Annotated in this window: 16 protein-coding genes; 10 read left to right on the top strand and 6 right to left on the bottom strand. The window is 71.0% G+C overall.

The features are described from left to right. Positions 1-3: 3 nt before the first annotated feature. Complete coding sequence (gene lepA, locus AB0B45_RS32385) at positions 4-1,833, bottom strand: translation elongation factor 4 (RefSeq protein ID WP_358138338.1); 1,830 nt, start codon at positions 1,831-1,833, stop codon at positions 4-6. A gap of 56 nt (positions 1,834-1,889) precedes the next feature. Between lepA and AB0B45_RS32380 the strand changes: the two genes are divergently transcribed. The 6 genes from AB0B45_RS32380 (at position 1,890) to AB0B45_RS32355 (ending at position 11,102) form a co-directional block, all read left to right on the top strand. Next, positions 1,890-2,894 (top strand): hypothetical protein, encoded by a 1,005-nt coding sequence (locus AB0B45_RS32380; RefSeq protein WP_358138336.1) that lies wholly within the window; start codon positions 1,890-1,892, stop codon positions 2,892-2,894. A 247-nt stretch (positions 2,895-3,141) separates the two neighbouring features. After that, the gene (gene rpsT, locus AB0B45_RS32375; protein WP_358138334.1) at positions 3,142-3,414 is read left to right on the top strand and encodes a 30S ribosomal protein S20; all 273 of its coding nucleotides are present in this window, start codon (positions 3,142-3,144) and stop codon (positions 3,412-3,414) included. A 282-nt stretch (positions 3,415-3,696) separates the two neighbouring features. Beyond that, positions 3,697-6,867 (top strand): ABC transporter permease, encoded by a 3,171-nt coding sequence (locus AB0B45_RS32370; RefSeq protein ID WP_358138332.1) that lies wholly within the window; start codon positions 3,697-3,699, stop codon positions 6,865-6,867. Continuing rightward, a complete protein-coding gene (locus tag AB0B45_RS32365) occupies positions 6,864-9,488 on the top strand; it encodes a hypothetical protein (RefSeq protein ID WP_358138330.1) in 2,625 nt (874 codons plus the stop codon). Before AB0B45_RS32370 ends, AB0B45_RS32365 begins: the two co-directional genes overlap by 4 nt. After that, on the top strand, positions 9,485-10,414 hold the full coding sequence (locus AB0B45_RS32360; RefSeq protein WP_358138329.1) for an ABC transporter ATP-binding protein: 930 nt from the start codon (positions 9,485-9,487) through the stop codon (positions 10,412-10,414). Before AB0B45_RS32365 ends, AB0B45_RS32360 begins: the two co-directional genes overlap by 4 nt. Continuing rightward, positions 10,404-11,102, top strand: coding sequence for an ABC transporter ATP-binding protein (locus AB0B45_RS32355; protein ID WP_358138327.1), 699 nt, complete (start codon positions 10,404-10,406; stop codon positions 11,100-11,102). Before AB0B45_RS32360 ends, AB0B45_RS32355 begins: the two co-directional genes overlap by 11 nt. Here AB0B45_RS32355 and AB0B45_RS32350 read toward each other — a convergent pair. After that, positions 11,059-12,231 carry an MFS transporter gene (locus tag AB0B45_RS32350; RefSeq protein WP_358138325.1) on the bottom strand — a complete coding sequence of 391 codons (1,173 nt, stop codon included), beginning with the start codon at positions 12,229-12,231 and terminating at the stop codon, positions 11,059-11,061. The two genes, AB0B45_RS32355 and AB0B45_RS32350, sit on opposite strands and share 44 nt — an antisense overlap. A 121-nt stretch (positions 12,232-12,352) precedes the next feature. Here AB0B45_RS32350 and AB0B45_RS32345 point away from each other — a divergent pair, with 121 nt between their 5' ends. Then, complete coding sequence (locus AB0B45_RS32345; protein ID WP_358138323.1) at positions 12,353-12,766, top strand: MarR family transcriptional regulator; 414 nt, start codon at positions 12,353-12,355, stop codon at positions 12,764-12,766. Positions 12,767-12,905: 139 nt separating this feature from the next. Here AB0B45_RS32345 and holA read toward each other — a convergent pair whose 3' ends face one another. Together holA and AB0B45_RS32335 are read right to left on the bottom strand one after the other, a co-directional pair. Next, the gene (holA, locus tag AB0B45_RS32340) at positions 12,906-13,844 is read right to left on the bottom strand and encodes a DNA polymerase III subunit delta (protein ID WP_358138321.1); all 939 of its coding nucleotides are present in this window, start codon (positions 13,842-13,844) and stop codon (positions 12,906-12,908) included. Between the two features lie 388 nt (positions 13,845-14,232). Beyond that, on the bottom strand, positions 14,233-15,189 hold the full coding sequence (locus tag AB0B45_RS32335) for an AraC family transcriptional regulator (RefSeq protein ID WP_358138319.1): 957 nt from the start codon (positions 15,187-15,189) through the stop codon (positions 14,233-14,235). Between the two features lie 70 nt (positions 15,190-15,259). Between AB0B45_RS32335 and AB0B45_RS32330 the strand changes: the two genes are divergently transcribed. Beyond that, positions 15,260-16,402 carry an NmrA family NAD(P)-binding protein gene (locus AB0B45_RS32330; protein ID WP_358138318.1) on the top strand — a complete coding sequence of 381 codons (1,143 nt, stop codon included), beginning with the start codon at positions 15,260-15,262 and terminating at the stop codon, positions 16,400-16,402. Beyond that, positions 16,399-16,839 carry a DUF4440 domain-containing protein gene (locus AB0B45_RS32325; protein WP_358138316.1) on the top strand — a complete coding sequence of 147 codons (441 nt, stop codon included), beginning with the start codon at positions 16,399-16,401 and terminating at the stop codon, positions 16,837-16,839. Before AB0B45_RS32330 ends, AB0B45_RS32325 begins: the two co-directional genes overlap by 4 nt. A gap of 74 nt (positions 16,840-16,913) precedes the next feature. Here AB0B45_RS32325 and AB0B45_RS32320 read toward each other — a convergent pair whose 3' ends face one another. Beyond that, on the bottom strand, positions 16,914-19,073 hold the full coding sequence (locus AB0B45_RS32320) for a ComEC/Rec2 family competence protein (protein WP_358138314.1): 2,160 nt from the start codon (positions 19,071-19,073) through the stop codon (positions 16,914-16,916). 157 nt (positions 19,074-19,230) lie between these two features. Here AB0B45_RS32320 and AB0B45_RS32315 point away from each other — a divergent pair, with 157 nt between their 5' ends. Continuing rightward, on the top strand, positions 19,231-19,419 hold the full coding sequence (locus AB0B45_RS32315; protein WP_358138313.1) for a hypothetical protein: 189 nt from the start codon (positions 19,231-19,233) through the stop codon (positions 19,417-19,419). A gap of 244 nt (positions 19,420-19,663) precedes the next feature. Here the strand turns inward: AB0B45_RS32315 and AB0B45_RS32310 are convergent, their stop codons facing one another. After that, positions 19,664-20,527 carry a ComEA family DNA-binding protein gene (locus tag AB0B45_RS32310; RefSeq protein ID WP_358138311.1) on the bottom strand — a complete coding sequence of 288 codons (864 nt, stop codon included), beginning with the start codon at positions 20,525-20,527 and terminating at the stop codon, positions 19,664-19,666. Positions 20,528-20,581 lie beyond the last annotated feature (54 nt).

Below are 20,581 nucleotides of genomic sequence, written 5' to 3'. Positions count from 1 at the left end.
TGGCTACTTCTTGGCCTTGTCCACGCTGGACTCGGTGGACAGCGCGGCGACGAAGGCCTCCTGGGGCACCTCGACCCTGCCCACCATCTTCATGCGCTTCTTGCCTTCCTTCTGCTTCTCCAGCAGCTTGCGCTTACGCGAGATGTCGCCGCCGTAGCACTTGGCGAGGACGTCCTTCCTGATCGCCCTGATGTTCTCTCGGGCGATGACGCGCGCGCCGATGGCCGCCTGGATCGGCACCTCGAACTGCTGCCTGGGGATCAGCTCGCGCAGCTTCTTGGCCATGTCGACGCCGTAGCCGTACGCCTTGTCCTTGTGCACGATCGCACTGAAGGCGTCGACGGGCTCACCCTGCAGCAGGATGTCGACCTTGACCAGGTCGGCCTCCTGCTCGCCCGCGGGCTCGTAGTCGAGCGAGGCGTAGCCGCGGGTGCGCGACTTGAGCTGGTCGAAGAAGTCGAAGATGATCTCGCCCATCGGCAGTGTGTAGCGGATCTCGACGCGGTCCTCCGACAGGTAGTCCATGCCGAGCAACTGGCCGCGCCGCCCCTGGCAGATCTCCATGATCGCGCCGATGAACTCGGACGGGGCCAGGATCGTCGACTTGGTGACCGGCTCGAAGACCTGCGCGATCTTGCCGCCGGTCGGGAACTCCGACGGGTTGGTGACCGTGAGCTCCTTGCCGTCCTCCATGACGACGCGGTAGACCACGTTCGGCGCGGTGGAGATCAGCGACAGGCCGAACTCGCGCTCCAGACGCTCGCGGACGATCTCCATGTGGAGCAGGCCGAGGAAGCCGACGCGGAACCCGAAGCCCAGCGCGGCGGAGGTCTCCGGCTCGTAGACCAGCGCGGCGTCGTTGAGCTGCAGCTTGTCGAGAGCCTCGCGGAGCTCGGGGTACTCGTCTCCGTCGATCGGGTAGAGCCCGGAGAAGACCATCGGCTTGGGGTGGTCGTAGCCGGCCAGCATCTCACCGGCGGGCTTGACCGCGGAGGTGATGGTGTCACCGACCCGCGACTGGCGCACGTCCTTCACGCCGGTGATCAGGTAGCCCACCTCGCCCACGCCGAGGCCCTTGTCGGCGATGGTCGGCTCGGGTGAGATGACGCCGATCTCCAGCGTCTCGTGGTGGGCGCTGGTCGACATCATGAGGATGCGCTCGCGCTTGCCGAGGTGGCCGTCGACGACCCTGACGTAGGTGACGACGCCGCGGTACGTGTCGTACACGGAGTCGAAGATCAGCGCCCGCGCCGGCGCCTCGGCCCGGCCCACGGGCGCGGGCACGGTCGCCACCACATGGTCGAGCAGCTCGGCCACGCCCACGCCGGTCTTGCCGGACACCCTGAGCACGTCGGAGGGGTCGCACCCGATGAGCCCCGCCAGCTCCTCGGCGAACTTCTCCGGCTGCGCGGCGGGCAGGTCGATCTTGTTGAGCACCGGGATGATGTGCAGGTCGTTGTTCATGGCCAGGTAGAGGTTGGCCAGCGTCTGCGCCTCGATGCCCTGCGCGGCGTCGACCAGGAGGATCGCGCCCTCACACGCCTGCAGCGACCGCGAGACCTCGTAGGTGAAGTCGACGTGGCCCGGCGTGTCGATCATGTTGAGGACGTGGCCGTTCCACGGCAGTCGCACGGCCTGCGACTTGATCGTGATGCCGCGTTCGCGCTCGATGTCCATCCTGTCGAGGTACTGCGCGCGCATGGAGCGCTCGTCGACCACGCCGGTGATCTGCAGCATCCGGTCGGCAAGCGTCGACTTGCCGTGGTCGATGTGCGCGATGATGCAGAAGTTGCGGATCAACGCGGGGTCGGTCTGGCCAGGCTGATTGCGCACCGAAGTCCGTTTCGACAAGGGTTGAGGTCAAGCGTCTTTCATGGTGACATGCCCGGGTGATTGCCCGAACCGTCATCCGCCGCGGTCTGCGCGTCCTGGCGCTGGCCTTGGCCGTCCTGGTCGCGCTCACCGCCTTCGTGGCAGTGGCGCTCCGCCTTCAGTTTACCGGGGCGCCAGAGGCCTGGGCGAAGAGCACGGGTAACGATGCGCTGTGGCTCGGGCACGCGTGGGTCGACGGCCGCCGCACCGAGCGCGATGTGGAGGCCCTTGCGGTACGGCTGCGCACCACCGGCATCAGGGACGTCTTCGTCCATTCCGGCCCCTTCGAATGGGACGGCACCCTCGACCCCGCCAAGCATCCCAACGCCGGAAATTTCCTGAAATGGTGGCGGCAACATCTGCCTGACGTGCGGGTCTCGGCCTGGCTCGGACAGTCCGTCAAGAACGGCCTCGACCTCGACGACCCCGCCGCCCGCGCCCGGGTGCTCGCCGGGGCGAAGCACATCATGGACCTCGGGTTCGACGGCATCCACTACAACTTCGAGCCGATCGGCGACGGGGACACCGACTTTCTCGACCTGCTCGACCGCACCCGGCCGCTGACCAAGCTCCTCTCGGTGTCGACGCCGCAGCTCGAGCCGTACCCCCTCATGCGCCTGGCCGCCCGCGCGACACTCGGGCACGACAAGTACTGGTCGCACGGCTTCTACCAGGAGGTCGCCCGCCGCACCGACCAGGTCGCGATCATGACCTACGACTCGTTCATGCCCGCGCAGTCCCTGTACGGCGGGTATGTCGTCCGGCAGGCGGAGCTCGCGCTCGACCTCACCCCCGCCACGACGTCGATCCTCATCGGGGCGCCCGCCTACCACGACCACGGCGTGCCGTTCCTCGACGGGTCGGAGAGCGTCGCGGGGGCGGGCGAGGGGGCTCGGCTCGCCCTTTCGTCGTACGGCAGGCGGGAGGGGTTCGGGCTGGCGCTGTACGTGGACTTCGCGGCGACGGAGGAGGACTGGAAGGAATACACCGACCACTGGGCCATCCCCCCGAACCACCCATAACCCCCACCGAACACTCGGACCCGCAAGGTCTCCCGGAACGCGAGGTCTCCGAACGCGAGGTCTAGCGGGCCCGCGGATGGGAGTTCTGGAGGTCGGGCCCGCAGGACACCACGTATGCTGGCGAGGTGCAGGTCGTTGATTTGAGCGGCGACCTGGATTATTGGTAACCTGTACAACTGCGTGTGGCGCGCCCTCTCATCGAGCCCGCGCGCCCCATCCGATTCCTGACCTTCACCGAGGCTTCTTCGTGGCGAACATCAAGTCCCAGATCAAGCGCAACAAGCAGAACGAGAAGGCTCGTCTGCGCAACAAGGCTGTCAAGTCTTCCCTGAAGACGGCGATCCGCAAGTTCCGCGAGGCCGCTGAGCAGGGCAACGTCGACGAGGCCGTGGCGCTGCAGCGCGCCGCCGCTCGCCAGCTCGACAAGGCTGCCAGCAAGGGCGTCATCCACAAGAACCAGGCCGCCAACCGCAAGTCGGCGATCGCTCAGCGCACCGCCGCTCTGCAGGCTGCCAAGTAGTCGCAGACGCACCAGCGACGCCGCACTCCGCGATCTCGGAGTGCGGCGTTTTCGTGTGCGACGGCACCTTCCCGAAACCGCGCATGAGATCCGGATCCGATCGCTCCACGCGCTGACCACTGCGCCAACACCAGAAATATCCGGACCTCGTCGCGAACGTGTCACAGTTTCGACATCACTCCAGCGTATCGGCTGTGTCACCGTTGAGAAGATCGACTTGCCGACGCCCCGCATCGTCCTCAAGGGTTCACAGAACGGGAGCGAGTAAAGAGCGGAGGCGACATGCGGGCGCGCGTTCCGCTGGTACTCAGGCGAGCCGCCAGCGAGCCACTGCTCCTGCTGGCCGCCTTCGGCTCCGTTCTCCTCGCCACAACGACCCTCGTCGCGCTGACGATGTACGCCTCCTCGATCGCCGACGCGGGGGTGCGCCGTACGATCGAGAACGCGTCGATCAGGACGACCGCGGCCACCATCACCACCCCCGTCACCGCCGCCTCCCTCCCCGGGGTCGAGCGCGCGATCCGAACCGTCACCGCCCAGGTCTACACGGGCGCTCCCGTCGCGCTCACCGCGAGCATGCGCTCCGACTCCTACGTCGTCCCAGGTCAGGAACGGCAGGCCAAGCCCGAGCTGTATCGCTTCAGCAGCTACGAGGGCCTCGACCGGCACGCCAGGCTCGTCGACGGCGCATGGCCGGCAGCCGACTCCACGCGGGTCGAGGCGGCCGTCTCCCTGTCCGCCGCCACTGCGGCGGGGCTGAAGGCCGGCCAGGAGTTCACCACCGAGAGCCGCATCGACGCCAGGCAGCGCGTCAAGGTGCGGATCACCGGCGTCTTCCAGCTGGACGACACCTTCGGCGATCGCTGGGCCGGTGAGGAACTGCTGAGCGCGGGCGTCCAAGTGGGCGACTTCACCACCTTCGGCCCGCTGATGGTCACCGAGCAGACCTTCCTCGCCCGGTTCGCCACGAACGTCAGCGCCACCTGGACGGCCCTGCCCGACCTGACCCGCCTCTCCCCCGAACGGCTGCGCCCGTTCGCCCAGGGCCTCGTGCCGCTCCAGGACCGGCTCAGGGACAGCGGGTGCCCCGAGTGCAGGGCCACCACGCGGCTGCCCGAGATGCTGACCCAGCTCGGCACCGCATCGCTGGTCGCCCGCTCGACCATGCTGATCCCCGTCCTGCAGCTGCTCCTGCTGGCCGCCTACGCGCTCATGCTGACCGCCCGCCTGCTGGCCGACCACCGCAGGATGGAGGTGGCGCTGCTGCGCGCCAGGGGTGCCGGCGCGGGCAGGCTCGCGCTGCTCGGCGGCGGCGAGGCGCTGGTGGTGGCCTTTCCGTGCGCGATCGCTGCGCCGCTGCTCGGCCCGCCGCTGCTCCACCTGGTCAACGCGATCCCCTGGATCAGGGCGTCGGGTGTACGGCCGGCGCCCGAGGCGGTCCCCGGCACGTTCGCCGTGTCGGTGGCCGTGGCCCTGGCCTCCGCCGTCCTGCTGGCCCTGCCGGCGCTGGGCGGCGTCCGCCGAACCTATGTCGACGAGCAGGCGGCGCGCGGACGGTCAGGTGGCAGGGGGCTGGTCCAGCGGGCGGGTGCGGATGTGGCGCTGCTGGTGCTGGCGGCGCTGGCGATCTGGCAGCTGCGGCACTACGGCGCGCCCGTGACGGCCACGGCGGGCGGCGACATCGGCATCGACCCGCTGATCATCACTGGCCCCGCTCTCGCCCTGCTCTGTGGAGGCCTGCTCGGCCTGCGTCTGGTGCCGAGGATCTCGGCGCTCGCGGAGCGGTTCACCACCAGGTGGGAGGGGCTGGCCCCCGCGCTCGGTGCCTGGCAGGTCAGCCGCAGGCCCGCCCGCTACTCGGGCCCCGCGCTGCTGCTCACGATGGCGATCGCGATCGGCGTGGTGTCGATGGCCACCGCCGCCACCTGGCGTTCCTCGCAGGAGGACCAGGCCCGCCACCAGGCAGGCGCCGACCTGCGCGTCTCGGGCCCGCCGGAGGCCCGCGAGCTCGGCGCTCTCGGCAGGGGCACCGCCTTCGGAAGCCTGCCGGGCATCACCGCGGCCAGTCCCGCGTTCAGGGGGCCGACCACGGTGGGCGGGGAGCCCGCCACGCTGATGGCGTTGGACTCCGGCAAGCTGGCGGCGCTGCTGAAGCTGCGCCCCGACCTGTCGGAGGACGGCGTGCGGGAGATGGCGGCACGGCTCGGCTCGGCCCGCCCCGAGATCGAGCCGGTGACGATACCCGAGCGGCTACCGCTGACCGTGAGCGTCAGCGGGCCGCGGGACCGGCCCGTCGAGCTGGGCGTGGCGGTGGAGGACGGGCTCGGCGTCTGGCGCGAACTGCCCGCCGGCCCGCTGCGGGCAGGCGTCAACCGGGTCGAGCTCGACCTGAGGACGCTCGCCGGCCGTACGGGAGGGCTCACCCACCCGCTGCGGCTGCGCGGCTTCGTGGTGAGGGCGTCGGGCGTCACGGTGACCGTCGACCCTGGTATCACGCTGCCGTCCGGGCTGCGCTGGGCGGCCAGGCAGCCGGTGACCTCGGACGGCGGGCTCTGGACACTGCCGATCCCCGGCACGGCCGAGAACTCCGCCTTCAGCGTCGTCGCCGCGAAAGGCGACGGTGACCTGTTCGCCCCACCTCGCGGGTCTGAGGAACAGCGGATCTTCAAGCCGTTGCCCGTCGTCCTCACCGCCGACCTGGCCCAAAGGCTGCGGCTCACCACGGGCCAGGTCGCGCCGGTGAACCTCGACGGCGCCAACATCGAGGTGAAGGTGGCAGGCGTCGTCGACCGGATGCCGAGCACCCAGCCCGACCAGCCCTCGATCCTCGTCGACTGGGGCACGCTGCAGGGCAGGGCGCTCGCGGCGGCGCAGCGGCTGCGCCCCGCCACCGAGTGGTGGCTGGCCGCGCGTGACGGCGACACCGCCGCCGCGATGGACGTGCTGGCGAGCAGGCCGCAGTGGGTGGCCACGGCCGTCGACCTGCGAGAGCTGACCACGCGATTCCGTGACGACCCGCTGGCCGGCGGACTGCAGGGCGCGCTGACGCTCGGCTTCCTGTCCGCGCTGGTCTTCGCCGCGCTCGGGTTCCTGACCAGCGCGGCGGTGGCGGCGCGTGAGCGACTCGCGGAGTTCGCGATCCTGCGGGCGCTGGGCGTCAGCTTCCGCCAGGTGTTCGCGCTGCTGGCGATCGAGCAGGCGTTCGTCATCGTCCTCTCCCTGGTCGCGGGAACGATCCTGGCGCTCGTGGTCGGCGCCCTCGTCGTGCCCCACATCGTGCTGACGGGGCAGGCCGCGGCCGTCACGCCCGACGTGCTGCTCGCCGTCCCATGGCCCGCGACCGCGCTGATGCTGGTCCTGGTCGCGGCGCTGCTGTTCGCGATCGTGGCGGGGCTGGCGCGCGTGCTGCGCGGCCGGGGGCTGGGCGGCCTGCGCGTCGGAGAGGACCAGTGAAGATCCTGACGCTCATGCGGGCGCACGCGGGCGCGGCCGCCGTGCTGTCGGTCCTGACGCTGAGCGCGTGCCTGCTGCTCTCCGGCATGCCCCGAGCGCTCCAGCTGGCCTACGACCGGGGGCTCCGGCAGACCCTCGCCGCGACAACCGCCCAGGACAGGGACCTGCGCGTGCTGGCCCAGAACGCCACGCCCATCAGGAGGCGCGCGGAGTTGGCGGCGAGGGACCAGACGTTCCGCGCGCTGCTGCCGCCCGAGCTGGCCGCGATCGCGACGAGCGGCGGCACCAGCCACTTCTCGGTCAGGACGGTGGACACGCCCGCCTTCGACCGGCCGAAGCAGTACGTCAACGTGGCCTGGCTCTCCGACTTCGACCGGCGGCTGACCTGGGTCGAAGGCGGCGAGCCCGGCCCTCCGGGCAGTTTCGACGCGGGCAGGCTTGGCACGATCCCGCTGCTCGAGGTGGGGGTGCCGGAGAGCGCGACCACCGCCATGAAGCTCCGTATCGGCAGCACCGTGGTCATCGGCCAGAGTCAGCAGATCGCGGTCAGGGTCTCGGGCGTCTACCGTCCGAGGAACCCCGCCGACCCCTACTGGGACCACGAGCGCGACACGATCACGGTCGACAAGCGGCTCCCACCGGGCCAGCTGGAGCCCGACCTCTACGTCACGACGCTGACCAGCGACAAGGGCCTCGAGCTCATCGACTACGGCGCCCGCAGGACCGTCTACTCCTGGGTGCTCGGCGTCGACCCGGGGAAGGCCGTCGCCATCGACCTGCCCTCGGTGCTCAGGTCGCTCAAGGACTACAGCGGCGCGGTGGCGCTGGAGGCCGACGAGTACGCGGCCAACAGCGTGGCGACCGGCCTGCCCAGGCTGCTGACGGGCTACGCCGGCTCGCTGTCCACCGCGCAGACGACGATGTTCCTGGTGCTCGGCGGGCTGCTGGCGGTGGCGCTGGGCGTGATCGTGCTCGCCGTACAGCTGATGGCCGAGCGGATGGACGCCGCGCTCGCTCTGACACGCGCACGAGGCGGCTCGCTGGGCCAGGTCGTCGGCGCGGGGACGGCCGTCGTGGCCGTCGCGGCCGTACCCGCGGCGGTTGCGGGCTACCTGCTGTCCTGGCTGGTGCCTGGGCCGGTCACGCCGATCGCCCACATGGGCCCGCTGATCGTGCTCGCGACGGCGGCGGGGTTCGCCGCGACCAGGCTGGCGATCACCCACCGCGCGCCGCTGCACGAGCGCCGCGACGACGTGGCCGCCGCCCGGCCGTCGCCCCGCCGGATCACGCTGGAGCTGACGACCGTCGTGCTGGCCCTGGTCGGGGCCTACCTGGTGCGCTCGCGCGGCGTGTCGACCCAGGCGGCGGCGCAGGGCGCGGACCCGTTCCTGCTGCTCGTCCCCGTCGCGCTGGCGGTGGCCGCGTCCCTGATCACCCTGCGCTGCTACCCCTTCCCCCTCAGGGCGTTCGTACGGCTGGCCGCGCGCCGCCGCCCCGCCGTGCCGTTCCTCGGCCTGACGATGGCGGCCAGATCGAAGTCGTTCACCGTGCTCCCCGTGCTGATCCTGCTGCCCGCGCTGGCCGTGTCGGTGTTCGCCTCGATCGTCTCCGGCGGCGTCTCCAGCACCCAGGAGCTGGCCGCATGGCAGAAGGTCGGCGCGGACATCAGGGTCGAGCACCCCGTCGCGATCACCGCTGAGGCCGTCGCGCGGGTCAGGAGGGTGCCGGGCGTCGAGGGCGTACTCACCGCGATGACGGGTGACGCGGTCGTCGGCAGGACCCCGATCAAGGTCGTCTCCATCGACCTGGACGCCTACAGGGACCTGGTGGCAGGCGGTCCGCTGGAGGTGCCCGCGCGGCCCGGAGGCCCCGGCACCCCCGCGCTCGCCTCGCCCCTGCTGGGCAGGGAACCGTTGTCGGTCCGCTGGCAGGTGGCGATGCGGGTGAACCCGCGCGGCTCCGTCACCGGCTTCCCAGGCCTGGAGACCCAGCGCAACCTCGTCGTGCTGCCCGCCGACGCCAACGAGCGGGCGGGCGCGCCCACCAGGCCGAACGTGCTGCTGGTCAAGGGTTCCGCCGACCCGGCCGCGGTGCTCAGGGCGGCGAGCACGCAGGGCGGGTTGCCGCCCGTGGTCAAGTCGAGGGCCCAGGCGCTGGCCGCGATCAAGGGCTCGCCGCTGACGGGGACCGTCCTGGCCACCCTGACCATCGTCACCGCCGCGCTGGCCGCCTACTCCCTGGTCGCCGTCGTGCTCACGCTGGTGATCACGGGCCCGGCCCGCGCGGGCGCGCTCTCCTTTCTGCGTACGCTGGGGCTGTCGCCTCGCCAGGCGCGCCGCCTGACCGTCCTGGAGATCTCCCCCATGATCCTGATCACGGCCCTGGCCGGGCTCGCGCTCGGCCTCGGCCTGCCCGCGGCCCTGGGGCCCGGTATGGACCTGTCCTCCTACGCGGGCGGCCTCGCCGTGACCGACTACGGCTCGATCTCCAACGTCGAGCTCCTGACGCCCATCCTGCTGTCCGCGGGCCTCGCCGCGGTCTCCGTGCTCGGCGCGTACGCGCACACCGCCATCGGCCGTCGGCGCGGCCTCGGCTCCGTCCTACGAGTAGGTGACCAGTGACGAACACCCCCACCATGTCCGACCTGGAAGCGCAGGCCACGCGGGAGCGGGCCGTCTTCGGCGGTGACGCGCACATCGTCTGCGACAACCTGGTCCGCATCTACAAGACCGAGGGCGTCGAGGTCGTCGCCCTCCAGGGCCTCGACCTGCTGATCCAGAAGGGCGAGCTGATCGCGATCGTCGGCGCGTCGGGCTCGGGCAAGTCGACCCTGCTCAACGTGCTGTCGGGTCTCGACGTGCCGACCGCGGGCCTGGCCAGGGTGGCCGGCATGGACCTGCTGTCGATGACGGCCAAGGACAGGCTGCGCTACCGGCGCGAGGTCGTCGGCTTCATCTGGCAGCAGACCGCGCGCAACCTGCTCTCCTACCTGACGGCGCGGGAGAACGTCGAGCTGCCCATGAAGCTGGCGGGCAGGAACCGCAAGGACCGCGCGATGGAGCTGCTGACCCTGCTCGGCGTCGACTACTGCGCGGGCAGGAAACCGTCGGAGATGTCGGGCGGCGAGCAGCAGCGCGTGGCGATCGCCGTGGCGCTGGCCAACTCGCCGCAGCTCATCCTGGCGGACGAGCCGACGGGCGAGCTCGACAGCGACACCTCGGAGGAGGTGTTCGAGGCGCTGCGCAGGGCCAACAGGGAGCTCGGCGTCACCGTGGTCATCGTGACGCACGACTCCCTGGTGTCGGAGCAGGTCGATCGGACGATCGGCATCCGCGACGGCCGTACCAGCAGCGAGACGCTGCGCAGGGAGGGCGCCGAGGGCGAGATCATCGCCGAGGAGTACGCCGTCCTCGACCGCGTCGGCCGCCTGCAGTTGCCGCGCGACTTCATGAACGCCCTCGACATGGAGCGCAGGGTGCGCCTCGAGCTCGAGTCCGACCACATCGGCGTGTGGCCGTCCCGTGAGGAGGCTTCCGATGAGCAGTGAGCCGTTGGTGGTCGTGGAGGGCCTGCGCAAGGTCTACAGGACGGGGCCGAAGGAGGTCGTCGCGCTGCGCGAGGTGTCCTTCGCTGCCTACCCCGGCGAGCTGGTGGCGATCAGGGGAAGGTCGGGTTCGGGCAAGACCACGCTGCTGAACCAGATCGGCGGGCTGGACAAGCCTGACGCGGGCCGCGTGGTGGTTGCCGGGCAGGAGGTGACCTCGCTGCCAGAGGACCGGCTGCTGGCGCTGCGCAGGGACGTGGTGGGCTTCGTGTTCCAGTCCTTCGGCCTGATCCCCGTGCTGTCGGCGGCCGAGAACGTCGGCGTGCCGATGCGCCTGGCCCGCACACCCGTCGACGAGCGGGACAGGCGCGTGCGCATGCTGCTGTCGCTGGTCGGGCTGGAGCAGCACGCCAACCAGCGCCCCTACGAGCTGTCGGGCGGGCAGCGCCAGCGCGTGGCGATCGCCAGGTCCCTGGCCAACAGGCCGCGCCTGCTGGTGGCCGACGAGCCGACGGGGCAGCTCGACTCGCAGACCGGGCGGCAGATCATGCAGCTGATCAGGGCGCTGGTGCGGAGTGAGGGTGTCACCGCGCTGGTGGCCACCCACGACCAGAGCCTGATCACGCTTGCCGACAGGGTGCTGGAGATCAGCGACGGTGTGCTGCGAGAGGCTGCGCTTCAGGAGTCCTGACCTCGCGTACGGCCAGCACGCCGAGGCTCGCCGCGGCCACCGCGATGGCGGCGACCCACAGTGGCAGGGCCGTACCCGCCCAGCCGGCCAGCGGCGCGGCGACGGCCAGGCCCAGCGGACGGCTGGCGAACGAGATCAGCGAGTCGAACGAGCGCACCCTGCCCAGCGCCTCCACGGGGATCCGGTCGGCGACGACGGTCTCCCACAGCGGCACGAGCACGCCGAGACCGAACATCGCGACCCCGTACGCGACCGCCACCGCCCACCCGCTCAGCGGCACGGCCAGCGCCGCCAGGGGCACCGCGTAGAGCGACGCGCCGACCGCGCAGCCGACGAGCGGGCTGCGGATGGGCAGCCGGGGCGCGGCGAACACGCCCGCGAGCATGCCGACCGTGCCGGACTGCACGATGATCACCCACGTGGCCTCACCGCTCCGGATGGTGATCAACGGGCCGATGGTGAGGAACAGCCCCGCGCAGAAGTGCCAGACGCCATGGCCCATGACGCTGACCAGGAACCACGGGCGTCGTCTGATCTCCGTCCAGCCCCTGGTCGGCGAGTGCTTGCCGGTGGGGACGGCCCTGGCCGTACGGACGCCGCCGAGGGTGAACGCGGAGGCCGCGAAGAGGGCGGCGGTAGCCAGCGACGCCCAGCCGGGCCCCGCGCCCAGGACCAGCGCGCCCGCGAGGGCGGGCGCGCCCACGGCCGACAGGCTGGTGGCCAGGCTGATGCGCGCGTTGGCGCGCAGCCGCGCCGGTCCTTCCACGGTCGCCGCCACCAGCCTGGGTACGGCAGGCGTGCCGAACGCGACCGCGGCGCCGGTGACCGCCGCGAGCACCGCCAGGTCGGCGATCCTCTCCACGCCGAGCAGGAGTTCCATGCCGATCGCCGCCTGGGCCGCGCACCTGGTCAGGTCGGCGAGCAACGCGACGCGTTCCGGCGGGAAGCGTTCGGCGAGCACACCGCCGAACGGCAGCAGCACCAGCATCGGGACCAGCTCACACGCCAGCACCACACCCAGGTCGGAGGCGTCGCCCGTGATCCTGAGGACGACGAGCGTCAAGGTGGTCGGGATGAGCGCGGTCGCCAGCGCCGAGAGTGCGCGGCCGATCACTAGTCTGGTCAGCATGGCCTCGGATAATAGTTCGCCAGCGAATGTTTCGTCAACGTATGATTCGGTTGACAAGCACCTTTCGCGCTGGCGCGGCAAGGCGCCCTACGACGAGCGGGTGGAGGCGATCATCACGCGCATGCAGTTCCTGGTGAAGCACGTCCGCCTCGCCAAGGAGACCGCGCTGGCCGAGGTCGGGATCCAGGACTTCGAGTTCGAGACCCTGCACAGGCTCGTGTCCCGCGACTCGCGGCAGGCGACGCCGTCGGAGCTGGCCAGCGAGCTGATGCTGTCGCCCGCGGGGATGACGGGGCGCATCGACACGCTGGAGAAGGCGGGACTGGTACGCCGGATTCGCAGTGAGGAGGACAGACGCAGGGTCGACGTTGCGCTCACCCCCAAGGGACACGACCTGTGGCAGGCGGCGATGGCGGTCCGAGCGACGGCGGAGGCGGAGATGGTGGCCGCGCTGGAGCCGGGCGAGCAGGAGACGCTCGACGGACTCCTCAAGCGCATGCTGGTCAGCCTGGAAACCGCCCGCCGCCCTTCATGATCGCCACCGTGGGGTCGTGGGTGCGCTCATGAACTCATGAGCGACCTTCGAGTCGCCCAGCAGATCGATCGCCATCGAGTGCCCTTCGCACGCCTGAGGAGATCGCCGTCGAGCGGCTTCAGGACCCCTCAGGAGATCATCATCGGCCGTTCCTGCTCGCCACGATCGTCTGGATTGCGTGCTCCAGCGCATAGGCGGGGTCGGCGCCCCCGCCCTTGACCTGCTCGTCGGCGTTGGCGACCGCCATCAGCGCGGCGGACAGCCCTTCGGGCCCCCACCCCCTGAGCTGCCGCTTGGCGTTGTTGACCTGCCACGGGGCCATGCCGAGCTGTGCAGGCTGGACGTTGCGCCCCGCACCGCCCACCTTGGCCAGCGACCGCAACGACCTCGCCAGCGCGCTCACCAGCAGCACAGGCGCGACCCCCGTGCCGAGCGCCCAGCGCACCTGCTCCAACGCGTCGGCCAGGCGACCCTCGACCGCCGAGTCGGCCACCGTGAACCCGCTCACCTCCGCCCTGCCCTTGTGGTAGCGGGCGACGGCGTTCAGATCGATGCTCTTGGCCTCGGTGTCGAACGCCAGCTGGCTGCAGGCCGCGGCCAGCTCGCGCAGGTCGTTGCCCACCGCGTCGAGCAGCGCCTGAGCGGCCTCGCCGGTGATCGTGCGGCCAGCGCGCTTGATCTCACCCTTCACGAAGTCGAGGCGCTCGGCGGGCTTGGTGATCTTGCTGACGGTGACGACGTCCGCCTTGGTCTTCCTGATCCCGTCGACCAGCGCCTTGCCCTTGACGCCGCCCGGATGCACCAGCACGAGGACCGTGTCGTCGGCGGGATTCTTGGCGTAGCCGAGAACCTCGGCGATCGTCTCCTTGGACAGGTCCTGCGCCGACCTGATCACCACCACCGACCTGTCGCCGAAGAGCGAGGGCGAGGTCAGGCGGGTCAGCTCGCCGGGCTCGACCTTGCCGCCGACCAGGTCGTGCACCTCCGCGCCCGCCTCCTGCGCCTTCGCGGCGGCGACCACGACACCGACGGCCCGCTCGGCCAGCAACTCCTCGTCCCCGACGACCAACGTCACCATGCGGTCAATTCTCCTGTACGGCAAGCACCCGATAGGCCACCGCGGTCACCGGTGACCGCCTGTCCATCACGCTACTGCGGGCCCACACCCCCGGCCGCCGTTACGTGAATCCCCCACCCACCTCCCCTTCACCGAACAACCACAGCCACCCCGCCCACACCCCACGCCCACCCCATCACCGCGACTCCCTCACGGTCACGCCACCACCCATCACCGGCACGGCCGTCACCGTCACCCCCCATCACCACATCCCGGCGTTCCCAGAGTCCACCACCCCGCAGCGCCGCGACCCCGCATCGCCTACAACGCCCGAGGCGCCGCCACACCTGAGGCGCCGCCACACCCAAGGCGCCTTCACCCCCAAGCAACCCTCACACCAGAGGCGCCCTCACACCTGTGGCGCGGTCAACGCTCCACCAGCCGTAGCCCCGCCCGAGCGCCGATATTCGCCCGGCGTCTGCCCTGACCACTGGCGGAAGGCCAGGTGAAACCCCACCCCCGACCGATAGCCCACCCGCTCGGCGATCCGGCTGTGCGGCAGCGCCGACTCCTTCAGCAACCGCGCCGCCTCCTGCATCCTGCGCGCCGTGAGGTGCCGCATCGGCGCCTCCCCCACCAGCTCGCGGAAGCTCGCCGCGAACGCCGACCGTGACAACCCCGCCTCCCCTGCCAGCGACTCCAGCGTCCACTGCTCGGCGAACCTCGTGTGCACCGCGAGCAACGCCTTGCTGATCCCCGGATGCCGCAGGGCGTGCAGCACAGGGGTGTCCAGGTCGCTCAACGCCACCCGCAGCGCCAGCACGAACACCAGCTCGAACGCCCGCAACGCCACCAGCGCCGCGCCCGGCTCGCCACCCGCCCACTCCCGCGCCAGCATGTCGAGCGTGCCCGACAGCAGCGGCTGGCGTTCGAGCAGTTCCCTGTCCAGCACCAGCAGCGGAGGCAACGCCTGGTACAGCGGTGCCGCGGCGGCCCCGTCGTAGTGCAGCCCCCCGCACAGCATCGTGGTGATCTCCCCAGGGCCGTCGATCTCCACGGTCCGCACCGCGCCAGGCTCGCGTCGGGGCAGCATCGAGGCGAGCGGCACCGTCGGCCCGCCCGGCCGATCGGCCAGGCGGTGGGCGGTCCCGTGCGGGAAGACGACCAGGTCGCCCGCGCGCAGCCGTACAGGCTCGGGCACTTCGGGCAACTCCACCGTGCACTCGCCCTCCTGCACGTAGTGGAGCAGCGCACAGTTCTCCCGCTCGCCTGCCACTCCCCACGGGGCGTGCGCCGACCACCGGCTGTGGAAGACGCCGTGCAGCCGGAGCGGGGTCAGCAGTTCGCTCAACAGGTCTTCATCCACGGACGATCCTTAAACTCTTGAAGACTCGTCTTTATGGATCGTAGCGGGCACGGTCGGCAAGCTGATCGGCATGAACATTCTCGTGATCGGAGCCAGCGGCGCCCAGGGCGGTGCCACGGCTCGACGCCTGGTCGGTATGGGACATGCGGTGAGCGGCTTCACCAGGACCGGCATGGGGCTTCCCGAGGGCGTGAAGCCCGCGCTCGGCGACCTTGCGGACGCCGCCGCCGTACGGGCCGCGTTCGACGGGGTGACACACGCCAGCGTGCTGCTGCCCATGGTCTACGAGGCTGCCGTCGTGGAATCGTACGTGCGCAACATCGCCGCGGCGGCCGCCGAGGCGGGGGTGCGGCGCCTGGTGTTCAACACGGGCAACCGCATCCCGTCCGGGCCCACGTCGGTGAAGGCGTTCGAGACGCGCAGAGCCGCGGAGGCGGTGTTGGCGGCTTCGGGGGTACCGACCGTGGTGCTACGGCCACCCGTATACCTGGACAACCTGTGCGCGCCTTGGGTGGCGGGGCCGCTCGTCCACGAGGGGGTGCTGGGGTATCCCTTGCCCGCGAACGTGCCGGTCTCCTGGCTCAGCCACGACGACCTCGCCACCGCCACCGTCGCCGCCCTCACCACCCCCGATCTCTTCACCACCCCCTCCCCCAGCCTTCCGACCACCGCCACCCCCTCCACCGGTCTTCCGACCCCTCCCGCAGCTCCCATCTCCGCCAACCTTCCGACCACCGTTCCTTCCACCACCGCCGACACTCCAGCCACCGTCCCTCCTTCTGCGGCCAACCTCCCGGCCACCACAGCCCCCGCTGCCAGTCCTCTAGAGACCAGCCCTTCCTCTGCGGCCGGCCTCGCAGCCACCACCCCTTCCGCCCCAGCCGACCTCCCCACCAGCACGCAGTTCCTCGCCTTCGACCTCGGCGGTCCAGACTCCGTGACGGGAACCCAACTCGCCGCCGCCTTCACCACCGTCCTCGGCCGCCCCGTCCGGTATGTCGCCCAGGACATCGACGAGTTCGAGGCAGGCCTGGCCTTCGCCTTCGGTCCGTCCACAGCGGAAGGTGTGGCTTCGGCCTACCGCTGGGTCGCGGAGAAGGACCAGACCCTCTACGGCCAGAACTCCGCCGACGTCGAAGCCACCCTCGGCGTTCGCCTCACCAGGCTGCACGACTGGCTCACCTCCCGCCCCTGGAAGGAGATCGCCGGATGACAGCCGACACCGCAAACTCCGCGCCTCGACAGGACAGCGCCTTCACCGCAGAAGCTGCCGACTGCCGGGCTGAGATCGTCCGCCATCACGAGATCATCGAAAGCTGGCTCACTGGACGCGCCCCACAACCCGAGCTCGACGTTTTCGCCGGAGCTCACACCACCGACTTCGCCTACACGACCCCAGAGGGCCAAACGCTGCGGATGCCCCATCTGCTGGCCGTGATCGAACCCGCCCACGGCGCGGCGCCCGACCTCGCGATCGAGATCCTCGACGTGGAGGTCGTGGCCAGCGCCGACACCGTTGTCGTAGCCACGTACGAGGAGCACCACCACGGCCCCGACCCACGCCGCCGCCGTGCCACCGTCGTCTTCGTCCGCGACACCACCGCTCCCCATGGCCTGCGCTGGCGCCACCTCCACGAGACCTGGATCTAGCACGAGGCAGCCGTGGCGACACATCACATCGGGCCACCCTCCCTGGACATCCGCCAAGGTCGCGAGGTGGCGTGTCACCCGTCGGGCCGTCCACTGGACACCACCGCGAGGCGGCCCGACTGGTCGATGACGGCGAGGGCGCCCGACTGGTCGGTCCGGTGGACGCGCATGCCGAGTCCGTGCAGCAACCCCACCGTGCGCGGCGCCGGATGCCCGTACCCGTTGTCCGAACCCACGCTGATCAACGCCGCTCTCGCTCCGATCGCCGCGAGGAAGCGCGGATCCTGCCGTACGGACCCGTGGTGGGGGACCTTGAGCAGGTCAGCGCGCGGCAGACCCGCCCGCAGTAACTCCATCTGCGCCTCCGACTCGACGTCGCCACTGAGCAGGATGGAGCCTGCCGCCCACCGCACGAGGACGACCACGCTCTCGTTGTTGATCACGCTGCCCTCGCCTGGGCCACTGGGCACGGAGCCTGGTGAAGGGCCGAGGACGTTCAGCTCGGACGGTCCGAAACGCCACCGGGCGCCCGGCGTGGCGACCCATTCGGGGATGCGGCGTCTGATCAGGTCGTTCGAGATGCGCGTGGATTCGGCGGCGGGGGCACGGCCTGGGCTGACGATGACGGCGCCCACACGCCGCCCCGATCTGAAGACGCCGTCGAGGCCGCCCACGTGGTCGCGGTGCGGGTGGGTGAGGATGACGAGCGGTATCTCACGGATGTCCAGATCGCGGAGGCAGCGGTCCATCAGGGTGGGGTCGGGCCCGGTGTCGACGACGACGGCCTTCCCCGGCCCTGCGGCGACCGCGAGTGCGTCACCCTGTCCAACGTCACATGCCACGAACAGCCATCGAGGCGGCGGCCATGGGGCGATCACCGGTCCTGCGATGAGTACGGTGGCCAGGCCCGCCGTACCCATGACCAGGACGATGGTTCGCGCACCCGCACGCCGCAGCAGGGGGAACGCCACCGCGGCGGCCCCGGCCAGCAGGAGCAGCCCGGGGAGGCCGCCTGGCCACGGGAGACCGGCGAGGGGGACACGGGAGGCGTGCTCGGCCACGGTGATGATCCAGCCGACGGCGTAGCCTGCGGGGACCACGAGCAGCCGTGCCAGGTCCACCGACAGGGGCGCCACCAGCGCCGCCGCGAACCCGATGACGGTAGCGGGCGCGACCGCGGGACCGGCCAGCAGGTTGGCGGGCACCGCGACCAGCTGTAGCTGTCCGGCCATGAGCACCAGCACGGGGGTGACCGCCGCCTGCGCCGCCGCGGGTACGGCCACGGCCTCAGCGGCCCAGCGCGGCATCCTGGCCGACAGCCTGTCGCGCCATCGCGGCGCGAGCAGCAGGATGCCGCCGGTGGCGCAGACTGACAGCGCGAAGCCGTACTCGCGGGCCAGGCCGGGATCGAACATGATCAGGAGCAGCACTGTCGCCGACAGCGCCGCGACACCGTCCCTGGCGCGGCCCGTGCCGAGCGCGATCGCTCCGACCAGCCCCATCAACAGCGCACGCAACACGCTCGGCGAAGGGCGGGCCACGACCGCGAACGCGAGCATGGCGACGGCCGCCAGGACCGCCCGCACGGCGAGCGGCATCCCCGCCAGCCGCGACAGCGCCACGACCGCCCCTGACATGATCGCGAGATTGGCTCCGCTGACGGCGGTCAGATGGCTGAGGCCGGCGTCCTTGAAGTCGGCGCTGATGTTCGGATCCAACCGCGACACGTCGCCCACCACGAGGCCGGGCAGCAGACCCCGCTGGTCGGGCGGAAGGACGTCCGCCGCACGGCGCAACCCCGCCCGCAGTTCAGCCGCGGCCTTCTGCAGGCCCGAGGGCGCGGACAGTGCCACTGGCGGGCCGCGGACGAGCAGCACAGCGCCGACCAGTTCGCCCGGCTCGGCGGCGCCCAGCCTGCCGGTCACACGCAGCCGCTGGCTGGGCAGAAGCGATCGCCACCCGCCTCCTGATCCGAACACCATGACAGGGGCGTGTACGGCGAGCCGCCCGTCAGGGGTGTCGAGGGATTCGAGTGTGGCTTCGACGACCACGCTCTCGCCGTGGAAGGCTGCTTTGGCGTGTCTCACGCGGGGGTCGCCGGTGAGCACGATGTCGCCGTGCACGGTGGCGTCCCTGGCTGCCAGCTCGGCGACCGGGCCGGTGGTGACGGCATGCACCCTGAAGGCCACCCCTGCCGAGGTCGCGGCGACGCAGGCGAGCGTTGCGACGGCCACGTTGACCCAGATCTTGGAGCGCCGGAGCCCCTTCCTCGGGGGCAGTTCCGAAGGCTTCCTCGGGGGCTGATCCGAAGGCAGGCTCGACTCGTGGCCTCGTCGCCAGACACCACGGGCCAGCGAGACGAGGTTGCTGGGGGTATTAGGTGGGCGCGGGATGGGCGAGTGGGCAAGGCGGTGGATCATCGGGGCCGGGATGCGACGACAGGCGGCCACGATCGGGATCGCGGTGGCTCCCATGGCGGCCACCGCCGCGCAAGTCGCGCCCACTGGTGCGGGACAGCCCAACAGGACCAGCGCCGTCGCCCATGAAGCCAGCGCGGGTAGCACCAGGACCAGCGAGTAGGCAGGCGCACATTCTCCGCCTCCGTCCTGAGCAGCTTGATCATCTGGCGCTTTCGGCACTGACGCGGCCTGGTGGCCCCGATTCGACGGCGGCATCCGCTCCCTCACCTCCCTTGCCATCCGAACGCACCCTTCGTGGTCGCCCGAGCGCGCACTCTTGCGACCCGCACACCCGCTGTCCTGACGCGTCCCTCGCGGCCCGGACACAAACGCGGTGCTGTCAGAACGCTCCCCTTCGGATGGCGTCAGACGCGGACCTTGTCCTTCAGCTCGGCGTACTTTCGATCACCGATTCCTGTGACCTCGCGAAGTTGGTCGATGCTGCGGAATCCGCCGTGGGTCGTGCGGAACTCGGCGATCCTGGCCGCGAGCACCTCGCCAACCCCTGGTAACTGCTCCAGTTGGTCGGGGGTGGCGGCGTTGAGGTCGAGGACGTCGGAGACGGGTGCCGCGGCGACGGTTCCTCCTGCGCCTGGGGCGCCTGGTGCGCCGACGACGATCTGTTCGCCGTCGATCAGGCGTCTGGCGAGGTTGACCGAGCCGGTGGGGGTGCCGGTGCGTACGCCGCCCGCCGCCTGGACCGCGTCGGTGACCCGGGATCCGCTGGGCAGGGTGTAGACGCCCGGCTTTCGTACCTTGCCTGCGACGTGGACCATCACCGATGACATGACCGTGGGGGTGGTGACGACGGCTGGGGGCGCGGCTGAGCCGTTGATCGGGGGTGGGGCGGCGAGGGGTTCGGGGGTGGGGCTGGAGCGCCAGGCATAGATCCCACCCACGATGGCGGCGACGAGCCCGAGGACCAGGAGGACGCGTAGACCGGGGCGTCCGGGGTCGAGGGCCGGCGCTTGAGCGGTGACGGCGGCGCGGAAGGCGGCGAAGGAGGTGGGGATGGGTGGCGAGAGGGTGGCGGGGGCGTCGTCGCCTGATCGACCGTGATCGGGGGCGAGGTTGTCGCGGTGGTTCCGCTCGGTGGTGGAGGAGAGGAGGAGAGCCTCGTCGTCGTCCCACGCCCAGCCGGAGGCGGGTGTGGCAATACCGTCGGCTGAGATCCGACGTGGGGCAGGCGCGACATCGCCCGGCGCCCAGCGCGAGGCACGCGTATCCACAGGCCCTTCAAACGGGGACCCGGATGGAGGAGGCGGGACGTCACCCTCGACCCG

Origin of the sequence: Nonomuraea sp. NPDC049152 (genome assembly GCF_040648355.1) — a bacterium.
Lineage (GTDB): Bacteria > Actinomycetota > Actinomycetes > Streptosporangiales > Streptosporangiaceae > Nonomuraea.
The sequence above is the reverse complement of the archived record's forward strand: the minus strand, read 5'-3'. Positions and strand labels throughout refer to the sequence as shown.

Excerpts from the sequence above, each read along its gene's own strand:
- AB0B45_RS32315 (WP_358138313.1), top strand. The coding sequence starts at position 19,231 with ATGGGCGAGTGGGCAAGGCGGTGGATCATCGGGGCCGGGATGCGACGA.
- AB0B45_RS32345 (WP_358138323.1), top strand. The coding sequence starts at position 12,353 with ATGCAGTTCCTGGTGAAGCACGTCCGCCTCGCCAAGGAGACCGCGCTG.
- AB0B45_RS32325 (WP_358138316.1), top strand. The coding sequence starts at position 16,399 with ATGACAGCCGACACCGCAAACTCCGCGCCTCGACAGGACAGCGCCTTC.
- AB0B45_RS32330 (WP_358138318.1), top strand. The coding sequence starts at position 15,260 with ATGAACATTCTCGTGATCGGAGCCAGCGGCGCCCAGGGCGGTGCCACG.
- AB0B45_RS32355 (WP_358138327.1), top strand. The coding sequence starts at position 10,404 with ATGAGCAGTGAGCCGTTGGTGGTCGTGGAGGGCCTGCGCAAGGTCTAC.
- AB0B45_RS32370 (WP_358138332.1), top strand. The coding sequence starts at position 3,697 with ATGCGGGCGCGCGTTCCGCTGGTACTCAGGCGAGCCGCCAGCGAGCCA.
- holA (WP_358138321.1), bottom strand. The coding sequence starts at position 13,844 with ATGGTGACGTTGGTCGTCGGGGACGAGGAGTTGCTGGCCGAGCGGGCC.
- AB0B45_RS32350 (WP_358138325.1), bottom strand. The coding sequence starts at position 12,231 with ATGCTGACCAGACTAGTGATCGGCCGCGCACTCTCGGCGCTGGCGACC.